Source organism: Archangium sp. (assembly GCF_036388035.1).
In the GTDB taxonomy this organism is placed as follows: domain Bacteria; phylum Myxococcota; class Myxococcia; order Myxococcales; family Myxococcaceae; genus Archangium.
On record NZ_DASVSO010000584.1, the window covers coordinates 1 to 16,126 of the forward strand.

Sequence of the window (16,126 nt, forward strand, 5' to 3'; positions counted from 1 at the left end):
TCACCCCGATCGGTTCGTGGAGGAGTGGGATGAACGACTCATCGTTGCGGGAATTGGGGTTGGACCTCCTGGAGGATCGCCAGTTCGAGCGGGCGCTCGCGGTCTTCGCCGAGGCGGTGCGTCGGCTCCCGAAGGACCATCGCTCGCGGATGCTGGCCGCGCGGTGTCTGGCCGAGCTGGGAGAGCGCGAGCGGGCGGTGACGGTGTACCACGCCTGCGCCGAGGGCCTGCTGCGACGCGACTACCTGCTGTCCGCGATGGCGGCGTGCAAGCTGGGGTTGGATTTGGCCCCCCAGGAGCGGCGGCTGAAGGACACCCTCATCCGCCTGCATGCGCGCGCGGCGCGCAACGTGGCCGGGCGCGCCTCGGTGCCTCCGCCGCTGCCGCCCGAGACGCTCTATGACGGCAAGGTGGACACGGACCTGATGGGCCTGGCCGGCGAGGAGTTGAGCGACCGGGCCATCGAGGTGCTCGCCGCGCCGGATCCGGGCGGGTCCGCCAACCCGAACGATCGGCCACCCCTGCCGCTCTTCGCGGACCTGGAGCTCGACGCCTTCATCGACCTGGTGGGCCGCATGGGCTACCGGAGCATCAAGCCCGAGGAGGTGGTCAGCTCCGAGGGTGATGCCTCGGACCGGCTGAACGTCATCGTCGCCGGCAAGGCGGAGGTGACGCGGCGGGCCGAGGGCGAGGAGCGGACGCTGGGCTTCCTCGGGGGCGGCTCCATCTTCGGGGAGCTGTCGCTGCTGACGGGCACGCCGCCCACGGCCACCGTCACCGCCGTCTCGGACATGGAGGTGTTCGAGATCCGCCGCGAGCACCTCAACGCGGTGGCCAAGAGCTTCCCCTCGGTGCCGCAGGTGCTGGCCGCGTTCGCGCAGAAGCGCATGGAGCGCAACCTGACGGCCACCTCGCCGCTCTTCCAGCCCATGCCCGAGTCCGAGCGGGCCGCGCTGCTTCAGCGCTTCTCCTTTCGCGCGCTACAGCCCGGGGAGAAGGTGCTGGTGGAGGGCGAGCACTCCTCGGGCCTCTTCCTGGTGCTGGCGGGCGAGCTGGTGGTGCAGAAGGACGACCCGGCCGGTGGCACCGTGCGCCTGGGCGTGCTGCGCGAGGGCGAGGTGGCGGGCGAGATCTCCCTCCTCACCGGCCTGCGCGCCACGGCCACCGTGGTGTCCCTGCGCAAGACGGCCACGTCCTTCCTGGAGCGCTCGGCCTTCCATGAGCTGGTGAGGACGTACCCGCACATCAAGAAGTACCTGGAGCAGCTCTCGGATCGCCGGCTGAAGCAGATCGGCGAGGCGCTGCGGCCCGCGGAGATCATCGACGCGGACGAGCTGGTGTTGGAGAGCGAAGGCACCGGGACGGCGTGAGGAAGGGGCGCGGATGATGACGCTGTCGAGAGGGCATGTGCTGGGGCTGGTGCTGGCGTTGCTGGCCGCGGGAGCGGTGCTGGCCCTCTGGCCCCGGGAGGAGCCCGGGGTGAAGGAGGCCATCACCCGCAAGGTCGTGCAGATGACCGATGCCGCCGAGCGCAAGGACATGGCGGAGCTGATGGAGGGCGTCTCCGACACCTTCCAGTCGGGCGAGGGGTGGAACAAGCAGCAGGTGAAGGGCGTGCTGGTGGGTCAGGTGCTGCGCGGCAGCTGGGTCCGCGTCTTCGTGAAGGACCTGAACGTGACGGAGGTGAACCCCACCCGCGGCGATGTGCAGATGAAGATCATCTTCGGACGCTCCGAGGCGGACCAGCTCGAGAACCTCGCGAGGGAGAGCGTGTTGAGCGCCTACCTCATCGAGGGGACCTTCGAGAAGCAGGACGACGGCGAGTGGCGCGTCATCCAGGCCCGCCACCGCTCGCTGAGTCCGACCGAGCTGTTCTGAGGTACCCGCGCCCTCTCCCCAGGGGAGAGGGCTACTTCAGCATCGCCTCCGCCTCGGCCTTCCACGCCTTCGCCATGGAGGGCTGTCCCGCGGCCGCCAGGCGCTTCTCCACGTCCGAGGCCTTCGTCTTCAGCGCTTCGAGCGACGCGCCCTGGAGGCGTGCACGGGTCAGCCCGAGGAAGTAGCGCTGGCACCCGTTGGCGTACTCGCCCCGGGCGAAGAGCAGCTCCCCCAGGGCCTCGTAGGCCTCGGGCATGGCGCCCATGCCGTTCTCCGGCGCCACTTCCGTCAGCAGCGGTTGGGCGCCGTCGTAGTCCTTGCGCGCCATCAGCAGCACCGCCTTCGCGTACTGCGCGCGCGCCAGGCCCACGCCCTTCACCGCCATGGCCTTGTCGTAGGCGCCCATCGCGTCGTCCGCGCGGCCCAGCGCCTCCATGACGTTGCCCCGCGCCAGCCAGTACCGCTCGTCCCGCTCCAGCGCGCCCACCGTCTTTCCCTCGGGGGCGGCCACCTGCACGTCGCGGAAGACGGCCTCGTAGGCGTCCAGCAGCGCCAGGGCGCCCTCGCCATCTCCGGCCTGTTGCAGCGCCCGCGCGCCGTCCAGGTAGAGGAGGGGGGCCGTCCGATGCTTCGCCACCGCCTCCTGGAAGGCCGCGCGCGCGCCCGGGTCCTTCTTCAGCGCCAGGGCCCGCGCTCGGACGAAGCGGGCATGGTGCTCGTCCGGAGCGGCGGCGAGCGACTCCTCGGCGGCCTTCTGGGCCTCGTCCGCGCGCCCCTCCGCCAGCGCCAGGGCGGCCTGCACCACCCGCGCCCGGGCCTTCAGCGCCGGGCCGAGCTCGGCCTCGCGCGCCAGCACCTCGGAGACGACCTTGGCGGCCTCCTCTCGTCCCTCGCCCTGGTACAGCCGGGCGAGCGTCAGCGAGAGCCGCGCCCGCAGGTGGTCCGGGTTCGCCGCCAGGGCCTTCTTCATCGCCTCGGCGGCCTGGGCGTACATGCCCTCGTCGAGCAGGGCCTCGCCATGGGCCACCGGGTAGCGGGGCTCCCTCCAGGCGGCCTCGCTCGCCCGTGAGAAGGCCAGCCGTGCATCCGACAGCCGTCCGCGCTCCAGCAGCAGCTTCGCCTCGGCGAGCGACAGCCTCGGGCTCTTGGCCCCCTGCGTCTTCAGCTCCTCCAGGTACTTCTCCGCCTCGGCGGACTTGCCCTCGGCCAGCAGCACCAGGGCCTTGGCCCCGTAGCGCTCGCCCGAGCGCGAGTCCAGGGCCTCGGCACGCGCGAGGTGCTCGCGGGCCCGGGCCTCGGCCTCGGGCTGGCGGTATTCCAGCCACAGCCGCGTGTTCACGTCCGCCGCCAGCGCCTGGGCGTCGCGCGCGTCCGCGTCCAATTGGAAGAGGGCCTCCAATTCCGCCAGCGCCTTGCGCAGATCCGCCGGGTTGTCGCGCAGGGCCGCCAGGCGCGCCTCCTTCATCCGCGCGTCCGTCCGCTGCTTCACCGTGCCGCGGTGCACCACGTACGTCACCGCGCCCGCCAGCAGGACCGCCACCACCCCCACCTGCACGAGCGCGCTCGTCAGGCTCTCCCGCCTCCGCCAGTCCCGCTGCCCGCCGTTGCTTCCATCCTTCGCGGCCATGGAGGGTGCCTCCGAAGCTGATATTTGAATGGTTTCAGACGTTTATGAATGAGACGATGGGGCCGTTCGTACTTAGGTCCGGTGCCTCGGGGTGTCAACGCGGGCCGGCCGGCGCGGGGCGGCGAGTGTTCCCCCGGAGGACATCATCATGGCGCTCTACACCACGCTCGACGCAGCGGCCTTCTCCCAGCTCTCGGACGCCTACGGGTTGGGGCCCGTGCGCGAGTCCACGGGCATCCCCCAGGGCTCCATCAACTCCAACTTCCGGCTGGTGACGGCCTCCGGGCGCTACTTCGTGCGGCACACCACGGTGCGCTCGGCGGCGGATCTGCGCTTCGAGGCGGATCTGCTCGCGCTGCTCAACGAGTCCCACGTCCCCGCGCCGCGGCTCGTCTCCACGCGCGAGGGCCAGCCCTTCCTGGAGATGGAGGGGGGCCGGGTGAGCATCTTCACGTGGCTGCCGGGAGAGGAGCTCACCCGCGCGCAGCTCACCCCCGAGCATCTCGAGGGCCTGGGCATGGAGCTGGGCAAGCTGCACCGCGTCACCCTGTCCTTCGGGGGCTCGCGCACCAACCCCTACGGCCCCGAGGTGGTGCGTGGCTGGCTGGACGGGCTGCGCCAGCACCCGGACGCGGAGCTGTCCGCCATCGCCGTGGAGCTCCAGGGCTACCTGGCGCGGGCCGAGCAGGAGCGCGGGGGGTTGGATCCGCGCGGCGTCATCCACGCGGACCTCTTCATGGACAACGTGAAGTGGCTGGGGGACCGGGTGAGCGCGCTCTTCGACTTCGAGATGGCGTGCCGGGACGCGTACGGGCTGGACGTGGCCATCACCCTCAACGCGTGGTGCTTCGACAACGGGGCCTACCGGCCGGAGCTGTGCCGGGCGCTGCTGCGCGGCTACCAGGTGGAGCGCTCGCTGGTGCCGGTGGAGCGGGAGGACCTCTTCGGGCACGCGCTCTTCGGGGCGGTGCGTTACACCGCCAGCCGCATCCGCGACTTCCACCTCTCGGGGCTGCCGCCTGACAAATTGGCACCGAAGGACTTCCGCACCTACCTGGCCCGGGCCCGGGCCCTGGCACAGATGGGGGCGGGGGGCCTGCGCGCGCTCGCGGGAGTGTGAGCGCGCGCCGCGTCGCTCAGCGGCTCAGATGCCGGAGACGATGCGCCACTCCCCGTCCTCCTTCTGGAGGATCATCTGCTCCAGCTCGGAGTCGCGCTGGGGCGCCTCGAGCAGCGTCGGCGCCCGGAAGCTCGCGTTCCAGTAGTAGATGACGGTGGCGGCGCCCTTCTTCACGTTCACCTGGCGGATGTCCAGCTCCACCCGGGGCGACTCCAGTCGGGAGAAGAGGCTGGGGAGCGCCTGGGGCAGGTTCTTGTAGGTCAGGTCGTCCTGGGGGTCCTCGGTGCCGGCATTGTCCCGGAAGGACTTCGAGATGAGCTGCTGGAGGGCCTTGGCGTCGCGCGCCTCGATCGCGGAGCGGTAGCGCTCCATCACGTTGAGGATGGCGCGGGAGTCCTCCGTATCGGGAATCTGCGTCCCGGGGATGTTGCGGGGGGTGCAAGCCGCGAGCAGCAGGGTGGCACAGGCGAGGAGCAGACGGGCGTTCATGGGCGTGGGTCTCCGTGAAGGGCAACCGCATGGGGGCGGTTGCATTCCCCGTGCCGCGGGGAAGGGCGGGCGGCGCGTTTAGCGGAAAGCGTCGCGGGGCACCAGGGGGCCCCGGAAGTGGCTGTCCTCGAAATCGCACCGCTCCACCCACTCGGTGGCCACGGCGCGGAAGGCGGGGCCGAAGTCCGGCAGCGCGCCCACCTCGTGGCGCACCGCCCCGCAGTCCCCGGCCAGGTAGGCGGCCTGCACCCGGAGGCGGAGGGCCTCGCGGCGGATGGCCTCGGGCAGCTCACCCCCCTCCAGGGTCTGGGTGAGGTGCCGCAGGGCGAGGGTGGGGGCGTTGACCTGGAGCAGCCGCCGGCCGAGGAGGTAGTGGAGGTAGGGGTCCTTCGGCGCGCTCTCCAGGGCGGTGGCGAGCCGCAGCAGGCGCAGCTCCTCGTGGGTCTCCCGGAAGTAGGCCTGGATGGGGCCGGCGCGGACCTCGGAGTCGAGCGCGGCGCGCTTCACCTGGGCGGTGCGCGTCGCCTCGGGGCTGGGGCTGAGCGCGAGCACCCGGTCGAGGAAGGCCCGCGCCTGCTCCGCGTTGCCCTTGCGCGAGGCCACGTCCGCCTGGGCCAGGGCCACGTCCGCCTCCAGCGAGGGCTGGCCCTTCACCTGCTCGGCCAGCTTCTCCAGCACCTGGAAGGCCTCGTCCGCGCGCTCCAGCCGGTCCAACGCGGTGGCCTTGCCCAACAGGTAGGTGGGCTCCTGGGGCTGGAGGCGGGCGGCGCGCTGGTACAGCTCGAGCGCCTGCTGGGGATCGCTCGCGAGGTAGTCGCGGGCCTCTTCCTGGAGGAGGGCCACCTCGCGGGCGCAGGCGCGGGAGAAGAGGCTGCCGGTGCGGAAGCGCTGGAAGGCGCGGCTCACCGTGGCCTCGTCCAGGGGCAGCGAGTCCAGGTGCTGCTCCCACTCGGTGGCGAGCGCGTCCAGCGAGCGGCCGTAGGCGGCCTGGAAGTCGGCATGGGCATAGAGGGCGCGCAGCTTCTCCGCGCCGTAGGTGTCGGCGAGGTGGCGCAGGAAGGAGCCCACCAGGGTGTACGCGCGGGCGGGGGCGGACTGGTAGAAGCCCTCGGGGCCCACCAGCTTGCGGATGTCCGGGGCCAGCTTCTGCTTGCGCATACCGGCGGCCCACTCGTGCAGGGTGAGGTCTCCCTGGACGGGGTTGTCGGCGGCCACCGCCATGCCCTCGATGACGCCCATGAGGGGCCAGACGCCCAGCCGGGTGGTGACGCGGAAGGGCCAGCTGCCCGAGGGGCTGGCCATCACGTGCGCCAGCTCGTGCTTGAGGATGGGGTGGGGGAAGTCGCGCCCGTTGATGTGGACCTCCTGGCGCCAGGGCTTGGCGAACTGGGTGCGGCCGGCGCCCACCAGCGCCTGCTTCTCCGCGTCCGTGCGGTAGAGCCACACGCGGATGCGGCCCTCGGGGGCCGCGCCGAGGAACTTCGCGAGCTGGGCGTAGCGGAACTCGATGTCCCGGGCCATCCGGTCCACCTCCTCGCGGGGCGTGCCGCGGGGGTAGATGAGCTGGAGGTGCTCGGTGTCGCGCACCCCGCCGAGCCGCGCCATGAGGGCCGCGTCCGTCATCCGCAGGCCCAGGTCGGTGGCGCGGGCCTCCAGGAGGACGATGGGGACGGTGACGAGACCCAGGAGGACGAGCGGCCCGACGCGCGACTGGGGGCGGCGCAGGCGCTCTCCGGCCGGGTCCAGGCAGAGGACGGTGAGGGCGAAGACGGCGAGGGCCAGCAGCAGCGTCTCCAGCCGGAACCAGAGCAGGGCGGAGGAGACGGCCAGCGCCTCGTCATAGAGGGGGCCCGGCAGGTGCCCGAGGAAGTGGTTGAAGGCGTAGACCTGGGGGCCGAAGACGATGGGCCAGCCGGTGCCCACCCCCGAGAGGAGGACGAGCCCCACATAGAGGAGGACGGCCCGGCCGAAGCGCCGGGTGGCGAAGCCGCAGAAGACGCCCACCCCGGAGGCCATCACCGCCGAGGGGAGGGTGAGCAGGGGGTAGAAGCCCACCAGGGCGAAGGGATCGCACCGGGTGCCGACGAGGGAGTACAGGGTGGCGGCGAGGAAGGGGGGCACCAGCACCGCCAGGTTGATGAGCAGGGCGGGGGCGAGGGCCCTCCAGGCCACGCGCGAGGGAGGCTCGGCGGAGGGGGCCTCAGGGGCCGTCCCAGCGGCCGAGGCCTCCTGGGTGGCCCGGAGGCGGCGCTCCTGGTGGACGGCGGCGATGCCTACCCCCCCACCGAGCAGGCCCACGGCGATGGACAGGGTGAGGCCCAGCTCGAAACCGGGCACTCCGAAGAGGGGCAGGAGGACGAGGGCCGCGCCCCCCCCGGCCAGGGCCCCGGCGAGCACCAGCACCGGGGGGCGCCGGAGGAGTTCCTTGGCACGGAAGAGGACTTGCCGCATGGGCTTCTCCTATACTCCACGCAGAATGGCCGAACAGAAGACAGGCGCTGAATTCCGCCAACACGCTCGCGCGCCCATCGAGCTGAAGGTGGACTACAAGAAGCTCAACTCGTTCTTCGCGGACTACACGAAGAACATCTCGAAGGGAGGCACCTTCATCAAGACGAAGAAGCCGCTGCCCATCGGGACGCGCTTCCTCTTCAAGCTCACCGTGCCCCAGCGCGAGGCGCCCTTCGAGCTGCTCGGCGAGGTGGTCTGGTCCCAGGGGGACGCGGAGGAGCCCGGCATGGGCATCCGCTTCATCTACAACGACGATCGCCAGCGCGCCGACTTCGAGAGCGTGGTGGAGCGGCTGATGGCGGACAGCCTCGGCACGCAGCTGGCCGAGAAGCTTCTCAACAAGCCGCTGCAGATGGGCTGATGCGGCGCGGGCTGCGAGCACTGGGGACGGTGCTGCTGCTGGCGTCGTGCCAGGCTGCCGAGGCCCGGGGTCGGCCGGCGCGGCCGGAGGGTAGGCGGAAGGTGACGGACGTGAGCGCGGAGGATTACGTGGGGCCCACGCTGCCGCGGGCGCGGGTGCTGCTCGAGGACGCTTCTGGCGGCGTGCACGGGGTGGACGTGGAGGTGGCCGCCACGCCCGAGGCACGCACGCGCGGGCTGATGTGGCGCAAGGAGCTGCCGGCGGGACAGGGCATGCTCTTCATCTTCCCGGCGGAAGAGGTCCAGAGCTTCTGGATGCGCAACACGCTCATCCCGCTGGACATGCTCTTCATCGATTCGACGGGGCGCATCGTGGGCATCATCGAGCGCGCCCGGCCGCGCACACTCACCGGGCGCTCGGTGGGAGTGCCCGGCCGCTACGTACTGGAGGTGCCCGGTGGCTGGTGCCAGGCGGTGGGCCTCGAGCGTGGCGGCACCGTGCGGTTCCAGGGCCTGGAGTCCATCCAGGTCGTTCCCTGACGGGCCAGGGCTCACGGAGGGCTGTGCCATGAAGACGGTCATCTTCGCCTGTGTCCACAACGCCGGCCGCTCGCAGATGGCGGCGGCCTTCTTCAACGCGCTGGCGGCTCCGGACAAGGCGCGCGGCGTGTCCGCCGGCACGCAGCCCGGCGAGCGCGTCCACCCCGAGGTGCAGGCCGCCATGGCGGAGGTGGGCATCGACTTGTCGGGTGCGAAGCCCCAGCGGCTCACGGACGAGCTGGCCCAGGGCGCGCAGTGGCTCATCACCATGGGCTGTGGCGAGGCCTGCCCGCATGTGCCCGGCCTGAAGCGCGACGACTGGCCCCTGGAGGACCCCAAGGGCCAGCCGGTGGAGCGGGTGCGCGAGATTCGCGACGAGGTGCGCTCGCGCGTGTCGGCCTTCCTGGCCCGTGAGGGCTGGGCGCGGTAGGCGCGTGCATCCACTCGTAGTCGAGTATGAGGGGTGTGCTGTTTTGTCTTACATCGCTCGTGGTCGACTAGGAGTGAGGGCCCACTCGTGCCGGATAAACCCACTGCTTGAGGAAGGGAGGGCGACTACATTCCTCGTGAGTCGCTCCGGAGAAGCCCGTGCTCCGCTACCTGAAGCTCGAAGGATTCAAGAACTTCCAAGAGGCCCTGCTGCCCATGGGGCCGTTGACGGTCGTCGTGGGGACGAACGCCTCGGGCAAGAGCAACCTGCGGGATGCCTTCCGTGTGCTGCACGGAATTTCCCGGGGCTACACCGTGGCCGAGACGCTGGGCGAGAAGTGGGTCGAGGGCGGGGTATTGCAATGGCGCGGCATTCGGGGCGGGACGCGGGAAGCCGCGTTCCGGGGTGCCACGTCATTCGCGCTTGAAGCCGGTTTTCAGCTTGAGCACGAGGCAGGCTTGGGAGGTGACGCTTCCTACCGCATCGAGATCGATGTGGGGCTCGACGGCAGGCCTCCTGGGGTAATCGCGGAGCGATTGGTAGTTGGGGCCTATGACGTGTTTGACGCCGTACTGAGTAGCCCACCCAGGGCCATGCCGCATCCCTTCCCGCTCAGGGTCACAGTAGGCGAATCCGGAACCGCGAGGTTTCTACTCAGCGACCGTCCAGTGCTGACGCAGCTTCTCGACTTCGAATCCGGCATGCGGGAATCAGCGAAGGCGACTGTTCGAGCGCTGGCCTCCATGCGTTTCCTCGACCTGTCACCGGAGGCCATGCGCGTTCCCTCACTGCCGGGACAGACGATTCTTGGGGATCGTGGCGAGAACCTGTCCTCCGTGTTGCAGGCCATCTGTCTGCAGGAGTCCACACGGAGCGCACTGGTCGAGTGGGTGCGTGCGTTGACGCCGCTGGATGTCGTGGACTTCGAATTCGTACCGGATCAGGTGGGGCGCGTCCTCGTCACCCTCGTCGAGCAGGATGGCCAGCGTGTGTCGGCCTACAGCGCATCGGATGGAACCCTGCGCTTTCTCGGGACCATCGCCGCGCTCCTGGGCCCCCATCCGGCCCACTTCTATTTCTTCGAGGAACTGGAGAACGGCATCCATCCCACGCGGCTCCATCTGCTCACCGCTCTCATCGAGCGGAAGGTTGCCGAGGGAGCGATTCAGGTCGTCGCTTCCTCACACTCGCCGCAGCTTCTTGGGCTGCTGGGGTCCGCTTCGCTGGAGCACGCGGCGCTCGTGTACCGCTCTGAAGGGCGCAGCGATGCCCGGATCCGGCGCATCCTGGACATCCCAGAGGCCGCGAGGGTGCTCCGGGAGCAGGATGCTGCCCGATTGCATGCGTCGGGGTGGCTGGAGGATGCCGTGGCCTTCGCGGAAAGTGGCGATGCTTCAGAGCCGCCAGAGGCGTTGCCGTGAATGTCCTCGTCATCCCGGAGAACTTCGCACTCGACCAGTACGTCCTGAAGCCTCTGGTGAAGGCGATGATGGATACGGTGGGCAGGCCGCGTGCCGTGGTGCGTGTCTGCCAGGATCCACTGCTGGGCAGCGTCGATCAGGCGCTGAAGTGGGAGCGCATCCAGGAGGTCCTTGCCCGGTATCGCGGCATGGTGGACCTGTTCCTGCTCATCGTTGACCGTGACGGGGAGCCCCATCGCCGTGGCCGCATCGACGCCATTGAATCGCAGGCAGCCGGGGTGCTCGTGGCGCCTCGGCGGCTACTCGGTGAGAACGCCTGGCAGGAGATCGAGGTCTGGGTGCTCGCGGGACACGAGCTTCCGAAGGAATGGGCCTGGGCGGACATTCGAGCCCACCGTGACCCGAAGGAGGCCTACTTCGAGCCCTTCGCGAGGCTTCAAGGAGTTTCCGAGCAACCCTACGGAGGCCGGGAGTCGCTGGCGCGCTCCGCTGCGTCCCGATACGAGCGCGTCCGTCAGCTCTGCCCGGAGGACATCGGCGTCCTCGAGCAGCGCATCCGCGCGTTCCTCGACACGCGCCGCGTGGGCTGATTCTCCCTATACCTTGTCGCGCGAGATGGGCCCGACCTTGCCCTTCGTGACGCGCAGGTAGTCCGCGGGGGCGAGGACGATCTGCGTCCCCCGCACGCCCGCGGACACGGCGACGACGTCGAACAGCTCGAGCGTCTCGTCCACGAACACGGGGTAGTCCTTCTTGCCGCCAATGGCCGTGACGCCGCCGCGGATGTAGCCCGTCAGCGGCTGGAGCTCCTTGAGCGGCACGGTGTCCACCTTCCGGTCGCCGCTCAGCCGCGCGAGCGCCTTGAGATCCAACTCCCCGTTGCCCGGCACCACGGCCATGAGCACGCCCGTCTTGTCCCCGCGCGCCACGAGCGTCTTGAAGACCTGCTCCGGAGGCAGGCCCACCTTGGCGGCCACCGTCTCGGCGGACAGGTCTTCCGGGTCCACCTCGTAGTCGCGCAGCTCGTAGCGCACGCCGAGCGTATCGAGCAGCCGGGCCGCGTTCGTCTTCACGGGCTCAGGCTCCCAGCGCCGCGCGGGCGGCCTTGACGCGGGCCACGGCTTCCTCGGGCGTGTGGCCCACGGCGGACAGGTGCCCCATCTTCCGGCCCTTGCGCGCCTCGCGCTTGCCGTAGAGGTGCAGCCGCACGCCCGGCATGGCGAGCACGTGCTCGAACTTCGGTCCGCCCTCGTTCAGCCACAGGTCGCCCAGCAGGTTGACGATGGCCGCCGGCCGCACCACCTCCACCGAGCCCAGGGGCAGGTTGCACACCGCGCGCACCGCCTGCTCGAACTGGCTGGTGAGGCACGCCACCTCCGTGGCGTGGAAGCTGTTGTGCGGGCGCGGCGCCAGCTCGTTCACCAGCAGCTGGCCGTCCTTGAGCAGGAAGAGCTCCACCACCAGCAGGCCCTCGACGCTCAGCGCGGCCGACATGGTGCGGGCGATCTCCGTCGTCTGGGAGATGACCTGCGACGGCACCTGTCCCGGCAGCAGGGACCAGTCGAGGATCCGCTCCTCGTGGTGGTTGTAGGCCGGCGGGTACACCGCCACCTCTCCGTTGGGCGCGCGGGCCACCAGCACGGACAGCTCGGACTCCAGATCCAGCGCGGCCTCCACCACCACCGAACGCTGGCCCAGCTCGCGCCAGGCCTGAGGGGCCTCGGCGGCCGACTTCACCTGGTACTGGCCCCGGCCGTCATAGCCACCCTCGCAGGACTTCACGAAGCAGCGCCCGCCCAGTTCCGTCACCGCCGAGGCCAGTGCCTCCTCGGAGTCCGCCTGACGCCACGGCCCCTGGGGGAAGCCGTGCTTGGCCAGCCATGCCCGCTGCCGTCCGCGGTGCTGCACCACCTCGAGCACCGAGGGGCCCGGCCGCAGCGGCGCGTGCGTCGCCACCGCGCGCAGGGTCGTCAGCGGAATCTTCTCAATCTCCAGCGTCACCACGTCGCTCGAGCGCGCGAGCCGGGTAGCCTCCTCCGCGTCGCTGAAGTCGGCCGTGTAGCACTGGTCCACCACGAAGCGGGAGGAGCAGGCGGGATCCGGATCCAACGCCTGCACCTGGAAGCCGAGCGTGCGCGCGGCCTGCGCCATCATCCGGCCGAGCTGACCGCCGCCGAGGATGCCGAGCGTGCCGCCCGGGAGGATGGTCTTCTTGTTCATGCGAGCTCCCTGTCCCGGAGGACTTCGTCGGTGCGGGCCTGACGCCAGGTGGCCAGCCGCGGACGGAGCTCCGGGTACTTGAGCGAGAGGATGGAGGCGGCGTAGAGGGCGGCGTTGATGGCGCCCGGCTTGCCGATGGCCATGGTGCCCACGGGCACGCCCTTGGGCATCTGGACGATGGACAGGAGCGCGTCGAAGCCGTTGAGCACGGTGGCGGGGATGGGCACGCCGAGCACCGGCAGCAGCGTCTTGCTCGCCACCATGCCCGGCAGGTGGGCCGCGCCTCCCGCCGCCGCGATGATGACGGACATCCCGCGGGACTCCGCCGTCTCCGCGTACTGCATCATCCAATCCGGCGTGCGATGGGCGGACACCACCCGCACCTCGTGCGGGATGCCCAGCTCCTTCAGCACGTCGATTCCGGGGCGCAGGTGCTCCAGGTCACTCTTGCCCCCCATGATGACGCCCACCCACGGTGTGTCCGCGCTCAAGCTCGCCTCCGGTGCGTCCTCCTGGTGGTGCCAGGAGGAACGAGGAACGCGGAGATAGGGCGGGGCGATTCCACCGGTCAACACGGAAAGTGTGGGCCGGCGGGCGAGGGTGCAGGGGAGGGGATGTGGGTCAGTAGGTGGAGCCGAGCTTGCCGAAGCTCTTCATCGCCTTGGCCTTCGAGCGCTTCACCGCCGTACCCACCGCCTCGTCGCTGTCCGCCTGCTCGTAGTCCTGGAGGACGGCCTTCTGCTCGGCGAGGTCCTCGGCCACCGCGGCGGGGCTGGCCACCGTGCCGGCCTGCTCGAAGAGGGTCTGGTTCTGCATCACATACCCCTTGGCCTCCTCCTTGCGGCCCTCGCGCAGGGCCTGGGCGGCGAGCTTCAGGTTCTTCGCGCTCAGCGCGCGCGTGGCGTACACCGTGGCGTCCTTGTCCTGCCGCGCCAGCACCTCCTCGCGCTGCTCCGTCACCATCGCCGACAGGCTCGCCCCGCTCTGCACCGCCGCGTCCTTGAGCAGGTCCGTGTACGCCAGCCTCAGCCCCGTGACGTCCACCGCGCTGCCGGGCCGCGAGCCCACCACCGTGAGGCGCGCCACCACGCGCTCCACCTGGCCCGCCGAGAAGTCCGGCAGCGGCACGCGCACCGTGCGCCCCGTCTGGTGCGCGCGGTAGCCCAGCACCTCGCCCAGCGTCACGCCCTCGGGCAGCTCGAAGGACAGCTCCACGTTGCGCGCCACGCTGGTGGCCGCCTGTCGCAGGTCCTTCTGGAAGAGCGTGGCGAGCTGCCCCGCGTCCTCGAGGAAGCCGTACGCGCCCGCTCCGTACTCGGCGAAGCCCTGCATCAGGTCTTCGTTGAAGTCCGTGCCCACGCCGATGGAGCTCACCGTGATGCCCTCGGCGCGGATGCCCTTCACCACCTCGGTGAGGCCGGCGTCATCGGTGATGCCCTCGGTGGGCTGGCCGTCGCTCAGCAGGATGATGCGGTTGACGGTGTAGTCCCCGCGCGAGCCCACCACGTGCGAGCGGCCCGCGTGCAGCCCCGCGCCGATGTTGGTGCCGCCGTCGTCCCAGATGCCCTCGACGTACTGGAGCATCCGCTCGCGGTTGGCGGGCGTGGCCGGCAGGCTCGGCAGGCTCTTCACGTCCGAGCCGTAGTGCACGATGGCCAGCCGATCCTCCGGACCCAGCAGCCCCACCAGGTGGCGCGCGGCCTGCTTCGCCTGTTGCAGCTTGTAGCCGCTCATCGAGCCCGAGCGGTCGATGACCAGCGCCAGGTTCACCGGCTTGCGCTTGGAGCCCGGCACCTCCACGCCGGTGAGGTCCACCGTGACGAAGAGATCCGTGCTGCCCGGGATGATGTAGGGGTGCGACAGCCGGCTCGTCATGGAGAGCGAGCCATTCGTCGCGGTGGCCGGCGGGGTGACGGGGATGGGCGTGGCGGGATGCGATGGCGCCACGTGGGGCAGGCCCAGCACCAGGGCGGTGAGGGCGAGTCCGGCGGCCAGGGAGACGAAGGCGACCGTCTTGTTCATGACAAAGGGCTCCTTGCGGCGAGGGCCCCCCTGTCGACGTCCGGCGCGCGAAAAAGTTCTAAACCTTCGCGCGCCGCGTGTGCGTCAGTTGCCGGCCGGAGGGGACTCGGCGGCGCAGAAGGACGGCGAGTTGTTGTCGCCGAACGTCGCGCTGTAGGCGGCCGGGTCGCTGGCCTTCAGGTCTTCCAGCGCCTTCTGATCCAGCAGCAGGGCGCGGCAGGCCATGCGGTCCTTCACGGACTCCACCGCTGCCGGGTCGGTGACGGCGCAGTTGTTCTGCAGCGCGCCGTCCAGGCAGGCCTTGCTGCAGTAACCCTTGGCGGCCGTCTTGGTCAGGTCGGTGCCGGCGGCCAGCCCCGGCTCAAAGCCGCCGTCCCGCACGCAGATCAGATCCTCGCACTCCACGGAGCCGAAGGAGATGAAGTCCTGACCCTCCCGCAGCTCGCTCTCCATGATGTCGCGGGTCTTGCCGAGCTCCGGATGATCCTTCAACTCCTGATCAGTGGCCTTGCGCACCAGCACGCAGCTCTTCCCGATATCGGACTTGATCTCGCATCCGCCCAACACCAGGGCGGCACCCACCAGCAGAGCCAGACGCGCGGACATCGACGTGCACCTCATGAGACACATGTGGGCGACCACCGTAACACAGCGCCTCTGCGTGCCAACCGTACCGTGGTCGCACGGATGCCCTGGCGACGAGGGGCTCGGGTGCTCCTTCTGCAACAATACCGAGGGGGCATACGCGCGAGCCTACAGAGGGAGCAGGCGAGCTTTGATCGGTTGATGGGCCCCGAGCGGGACAGCTAGGATGCGCGCCTGCCTCAGCCTCCGATTTCGACTGCATCGGTGGGCGGATGCCTCAACCACGGAGCTTCCGGAAGTGAAACGCCTCCAGGCCATCCTGCTCGCGCTGTGCCTCGCGCCAGTGCCAGCACTCGCCCAAGACCCAGGGCTCGGACTTGATCTGAGCAAGCCCCAGGAAGAGACCGAGACCACCGCGGAGCCGCCCGCGGAGGAGCCACCTCCGCTGCCCTCCACGGTGGAGGAGCCGCCCCCCGCCGAGCCGCTCGCGCCGGCCGAGCGCGATGTCACGCTCGACGACCGCGTCAAAAGCGTGCAGCGCAAGGTGTACCTCAAGAAGGGCCGCTTCGAGGTGACGCCCTTCGTCACCGTGTCGCTCAACGACCCGTACTACTCGAAGGTGGGCGCCGCGGTGCGCGGGGCCTACTTCCTGGCGGACACGCTGGCCATTGCCGCGCGCGTGTCGGCGATGCAGGTGGTGCCCTCGGATGACGTGCGCATCGCCAAGCGCACCTTCCAGAGCCGCATCTTCTACTCGGTGCCCCAGTGGTCGGCCATGGGCGACGTGGAGTGGAGCCCGCTCTACGGCAAGGTGGCCTTCCTCAACGACATCCTCCACTTCGACGCCTACGTGCTGGGCGGCATGGGCGTGGTCAACACCGAGATGTCCAAGGTGGACAACCGCGGCCCCAGCCTCGCCGCCG

The 16,126-nt window shown here is 70.3% G+C and carries 17 protein-coding genes; 9 read left to right on the forward strand and 8 right to left on the reverse strand.

What is annotated here, in order from left to right:
* The first annotated feature begins 29 nt into the window (after window positions 1–29).
* Window positions 30–1,370: a cyclic nucleotide-binding domain-containing protein gene (locus VF697_RS23785; protein WP_331098715.1), complete on the forward strand. Its 1,341-nt coding sequence runs from the start codon at window positions 30–32 to the stop codon at window positions 1,368–1,370.
* Between the two features lie 13 nt (window positions 1,371–1,383).
* Entirely contained in the window at window positions 1,384–1,878 is a 495-nt protein-coding gene (locus VF697_RS23790) for a hypothetical protein (protein WP_331098717.1), read from the forward strand.
* A gap of 31 nt (window positions 1,879–1,909) precedes the next feature.
* On the opposite strand, the gene VF697_RS23795 is transcribed toward VF697_RS23790, so the two are convergent.
* A complete protein-coding gene (locus VF697_RS23795) occupies window positions 1,910–3,505 on the reverse strand; it encodes a tetratricopeptide repeat protein (protein WP_331098718.1) in 1,596 nt (531 codons plus the stop codon).
* Window positions 3,506–3,653: 148 nt separating this feature from the next.
* On the opposite strand from VF697_RS23795, the gene VF697_RS23800 reads away from it, so the two are divergent.
* Window positions 3,654–4,625 carry a homoserine kinase gene (locus VF697_RS23800; RefSeq protein ID WP_331098720.1) on the forward strand — a complete coding sequence of 324 codons (972 nt, stop codon included), beginning with the start codon at window positions 3,654–3,656 and terminating at the stop codon, window positions 4,623–4,625.
* A 24-nt stretch (window positions 4,626–4,649) separates the two neighbouring features.
* Here the strand turns inward: VF697_RS23800 and VF697_RS23805 are convergent, their stop codons facing one another.
* A complete protein-coding gene (locus tag VF697_RS23805; protein WP_331098722.1) occupies window positions 4,650–5,114 on the reverse strand; it encodes a nuclear transport factor 2 family protein in 465 nt (154 codons plus the stop codon).
* 78 nt (window positions 5,115–5,192) lie between these two features.
* Entirely contained in the window at window positions 5,193–7,565 is a 2,373-nt protein-coding gene (locus VF697_RS23810; protein WP_331098724.1) for a hypothetical protein, read from the reverse strand.
* A 25-nt stretch (window positions 7,566–7,590) separates the two neighbouring features.
* Between VF697_RS23810 and VF697_RS23815 the strand changes: the two genes are divergently transcribed.
* From VF697_RS23815 to VF697_RS23835, 5 genes are all read left to right on the forward strand, one after another.
* Window positions 7,591–7,986, forward strand: a complete 396-nt coding sequence (locus tag VF697_RS23815) for a TIGR02266 family protein (RefSeq protein WP_331098726.1) — start codon at window positions 7,591–7,593, stop codon at window positions 7,984–7,986.
* Complete coding sequence (locus VF697_RS23820) at window positions 7,986–8,525, forward strand: DUF192 domain-containing protein (RefSeq protein ID WP_331098728.1); 540 nt, start codon at window positions 7,986–7,988, stop codon at window positions 8,523–8,525. Before VF697_RS23815 ends, VF697_RS23820 begins: the two co-directional genes overlap by 1 nt.
* A gap of 28 nt (window positions 8,526–8,553) precedes the next feature.
* On the forward strand, window positions 8,554–8,955 hold the full coding sequence (locus VF697_RS23825) for an arsenate reductase ArsC (protein ID WP_331098730.1): 402 nt from the start codon (window positions 8,554–8,556) through the stop codon (window positions 8,953–8,955).
* 158 nt (window positions 8,956–9,113) lie between these two features.
* Window positions 9,114–10,376: an ATP-binding protein gene (locus tag VF697_RS23830; RefSeq protein WP_331098732.1), complete on the forward strand. Its 1,263-nt coding sequence runs from the start codon at window positions 9,114–9,116 to the stop codon at window positions 10,374–10,376.
* Entirely contained in the window at window positions 10,373–10,966 is a 594-nt protein-coding gene (locus VF697_RS23835) for a hypothetical protein (RefSeq protein ID WP_331098734.1), read from the forward strand. Before VF697_RS23830 ends, VF697_RS23835 begins: the two co-directional genes overlap by 4 nt.
* Window positions 10,967–10,972: 6 nt before the next feature.
* On the opposite strand, the gene ybaK is transcribed toward VF697_RS23835, so the two are convergent.
* The 5 genes from ybaK to cglC all read right to left on the reverse strand — a co-directional run bounded on the left by ybaK (window position 10,973) and on the right by cglC (window position 15,224).
* Window positions 10,973–11,449, reverse strand: coding sequence for a Cys-tRNA(Pro) deacylase (gene ybaK / locus VF697_RS23840; protein WP_331098737.1), 477 nt, complete (start codon window positions 11,447–11,449; stop codon window positions 10,973–10,975).
* Window positions 11,450–11,453: 4 nt separating this feature from the next.
* Window positions 11,454–12,596: a 5-(carboxyamino)imidazole ribonucleotide synthase gene (gene purK, locus VF697_RS23845; RefSeq protein WP_331098739.1), complete on the reverse strand. Its 1,143-nt coding sequence runs from the start codon at window positions 12,594–12,596 to the stop codon at window positions 11,454–11,456.
* Complete coding sequence (gene purE / locus VF697_RS23850; RefSeq protein WP_331098748.1) at window positions 12,593–13,054, reverse strand: 5-(carboxyamino)imidazole ribonucleotide mutase; 462 nt, start codon at window positions 13,052–13,054, stop codon at window positions 12,593–12,595. The genes purK and purE overlap by 4 nt, the downstream gene beginning before the upstream one ends.
* A 163-nt stretch (window positions 13,055–13,217) precedes the next feature.
* Window positions 13,218–14,618 carry a vWA domain-containing protein gene (locus VF697_RS23855; protein WP_331098741.1) on the reverse strand — a complete coding sequence of 467 codons (1,401 nt, stop codon included), beginning with the start codon at window positions 14,616–14,618 and terminating at the stop codon, window positions 13,218–13,220.
* Between the two features lie 84 nt (window positions 14,619–14,702).
* Window positions 14,703–15,224, reverse strand: coding sequence for an adventurous gliding motility lipoprotein CglC (gene cglC / locus VF697_RS23860; RefSeq protein WP_331098743.1), 522 nt, complete (start codon window positions 15,222–15,224; stop codon window positions 14,703–14,705).
* A gap of 277 nt (window positions 15,225–15,501) precedes the next feature.
* Here cglC and VF697_RS23865 point away from each other — a divergent pair.
* The coding region (locus tag VF697_RS23865) for an outer membrane beta-barrel domain-containing protein (RefSeq protein WP_331098745.1) at window positions 15,502–16,126 on the forward strand (625 nt) is incomplete at its 3' end.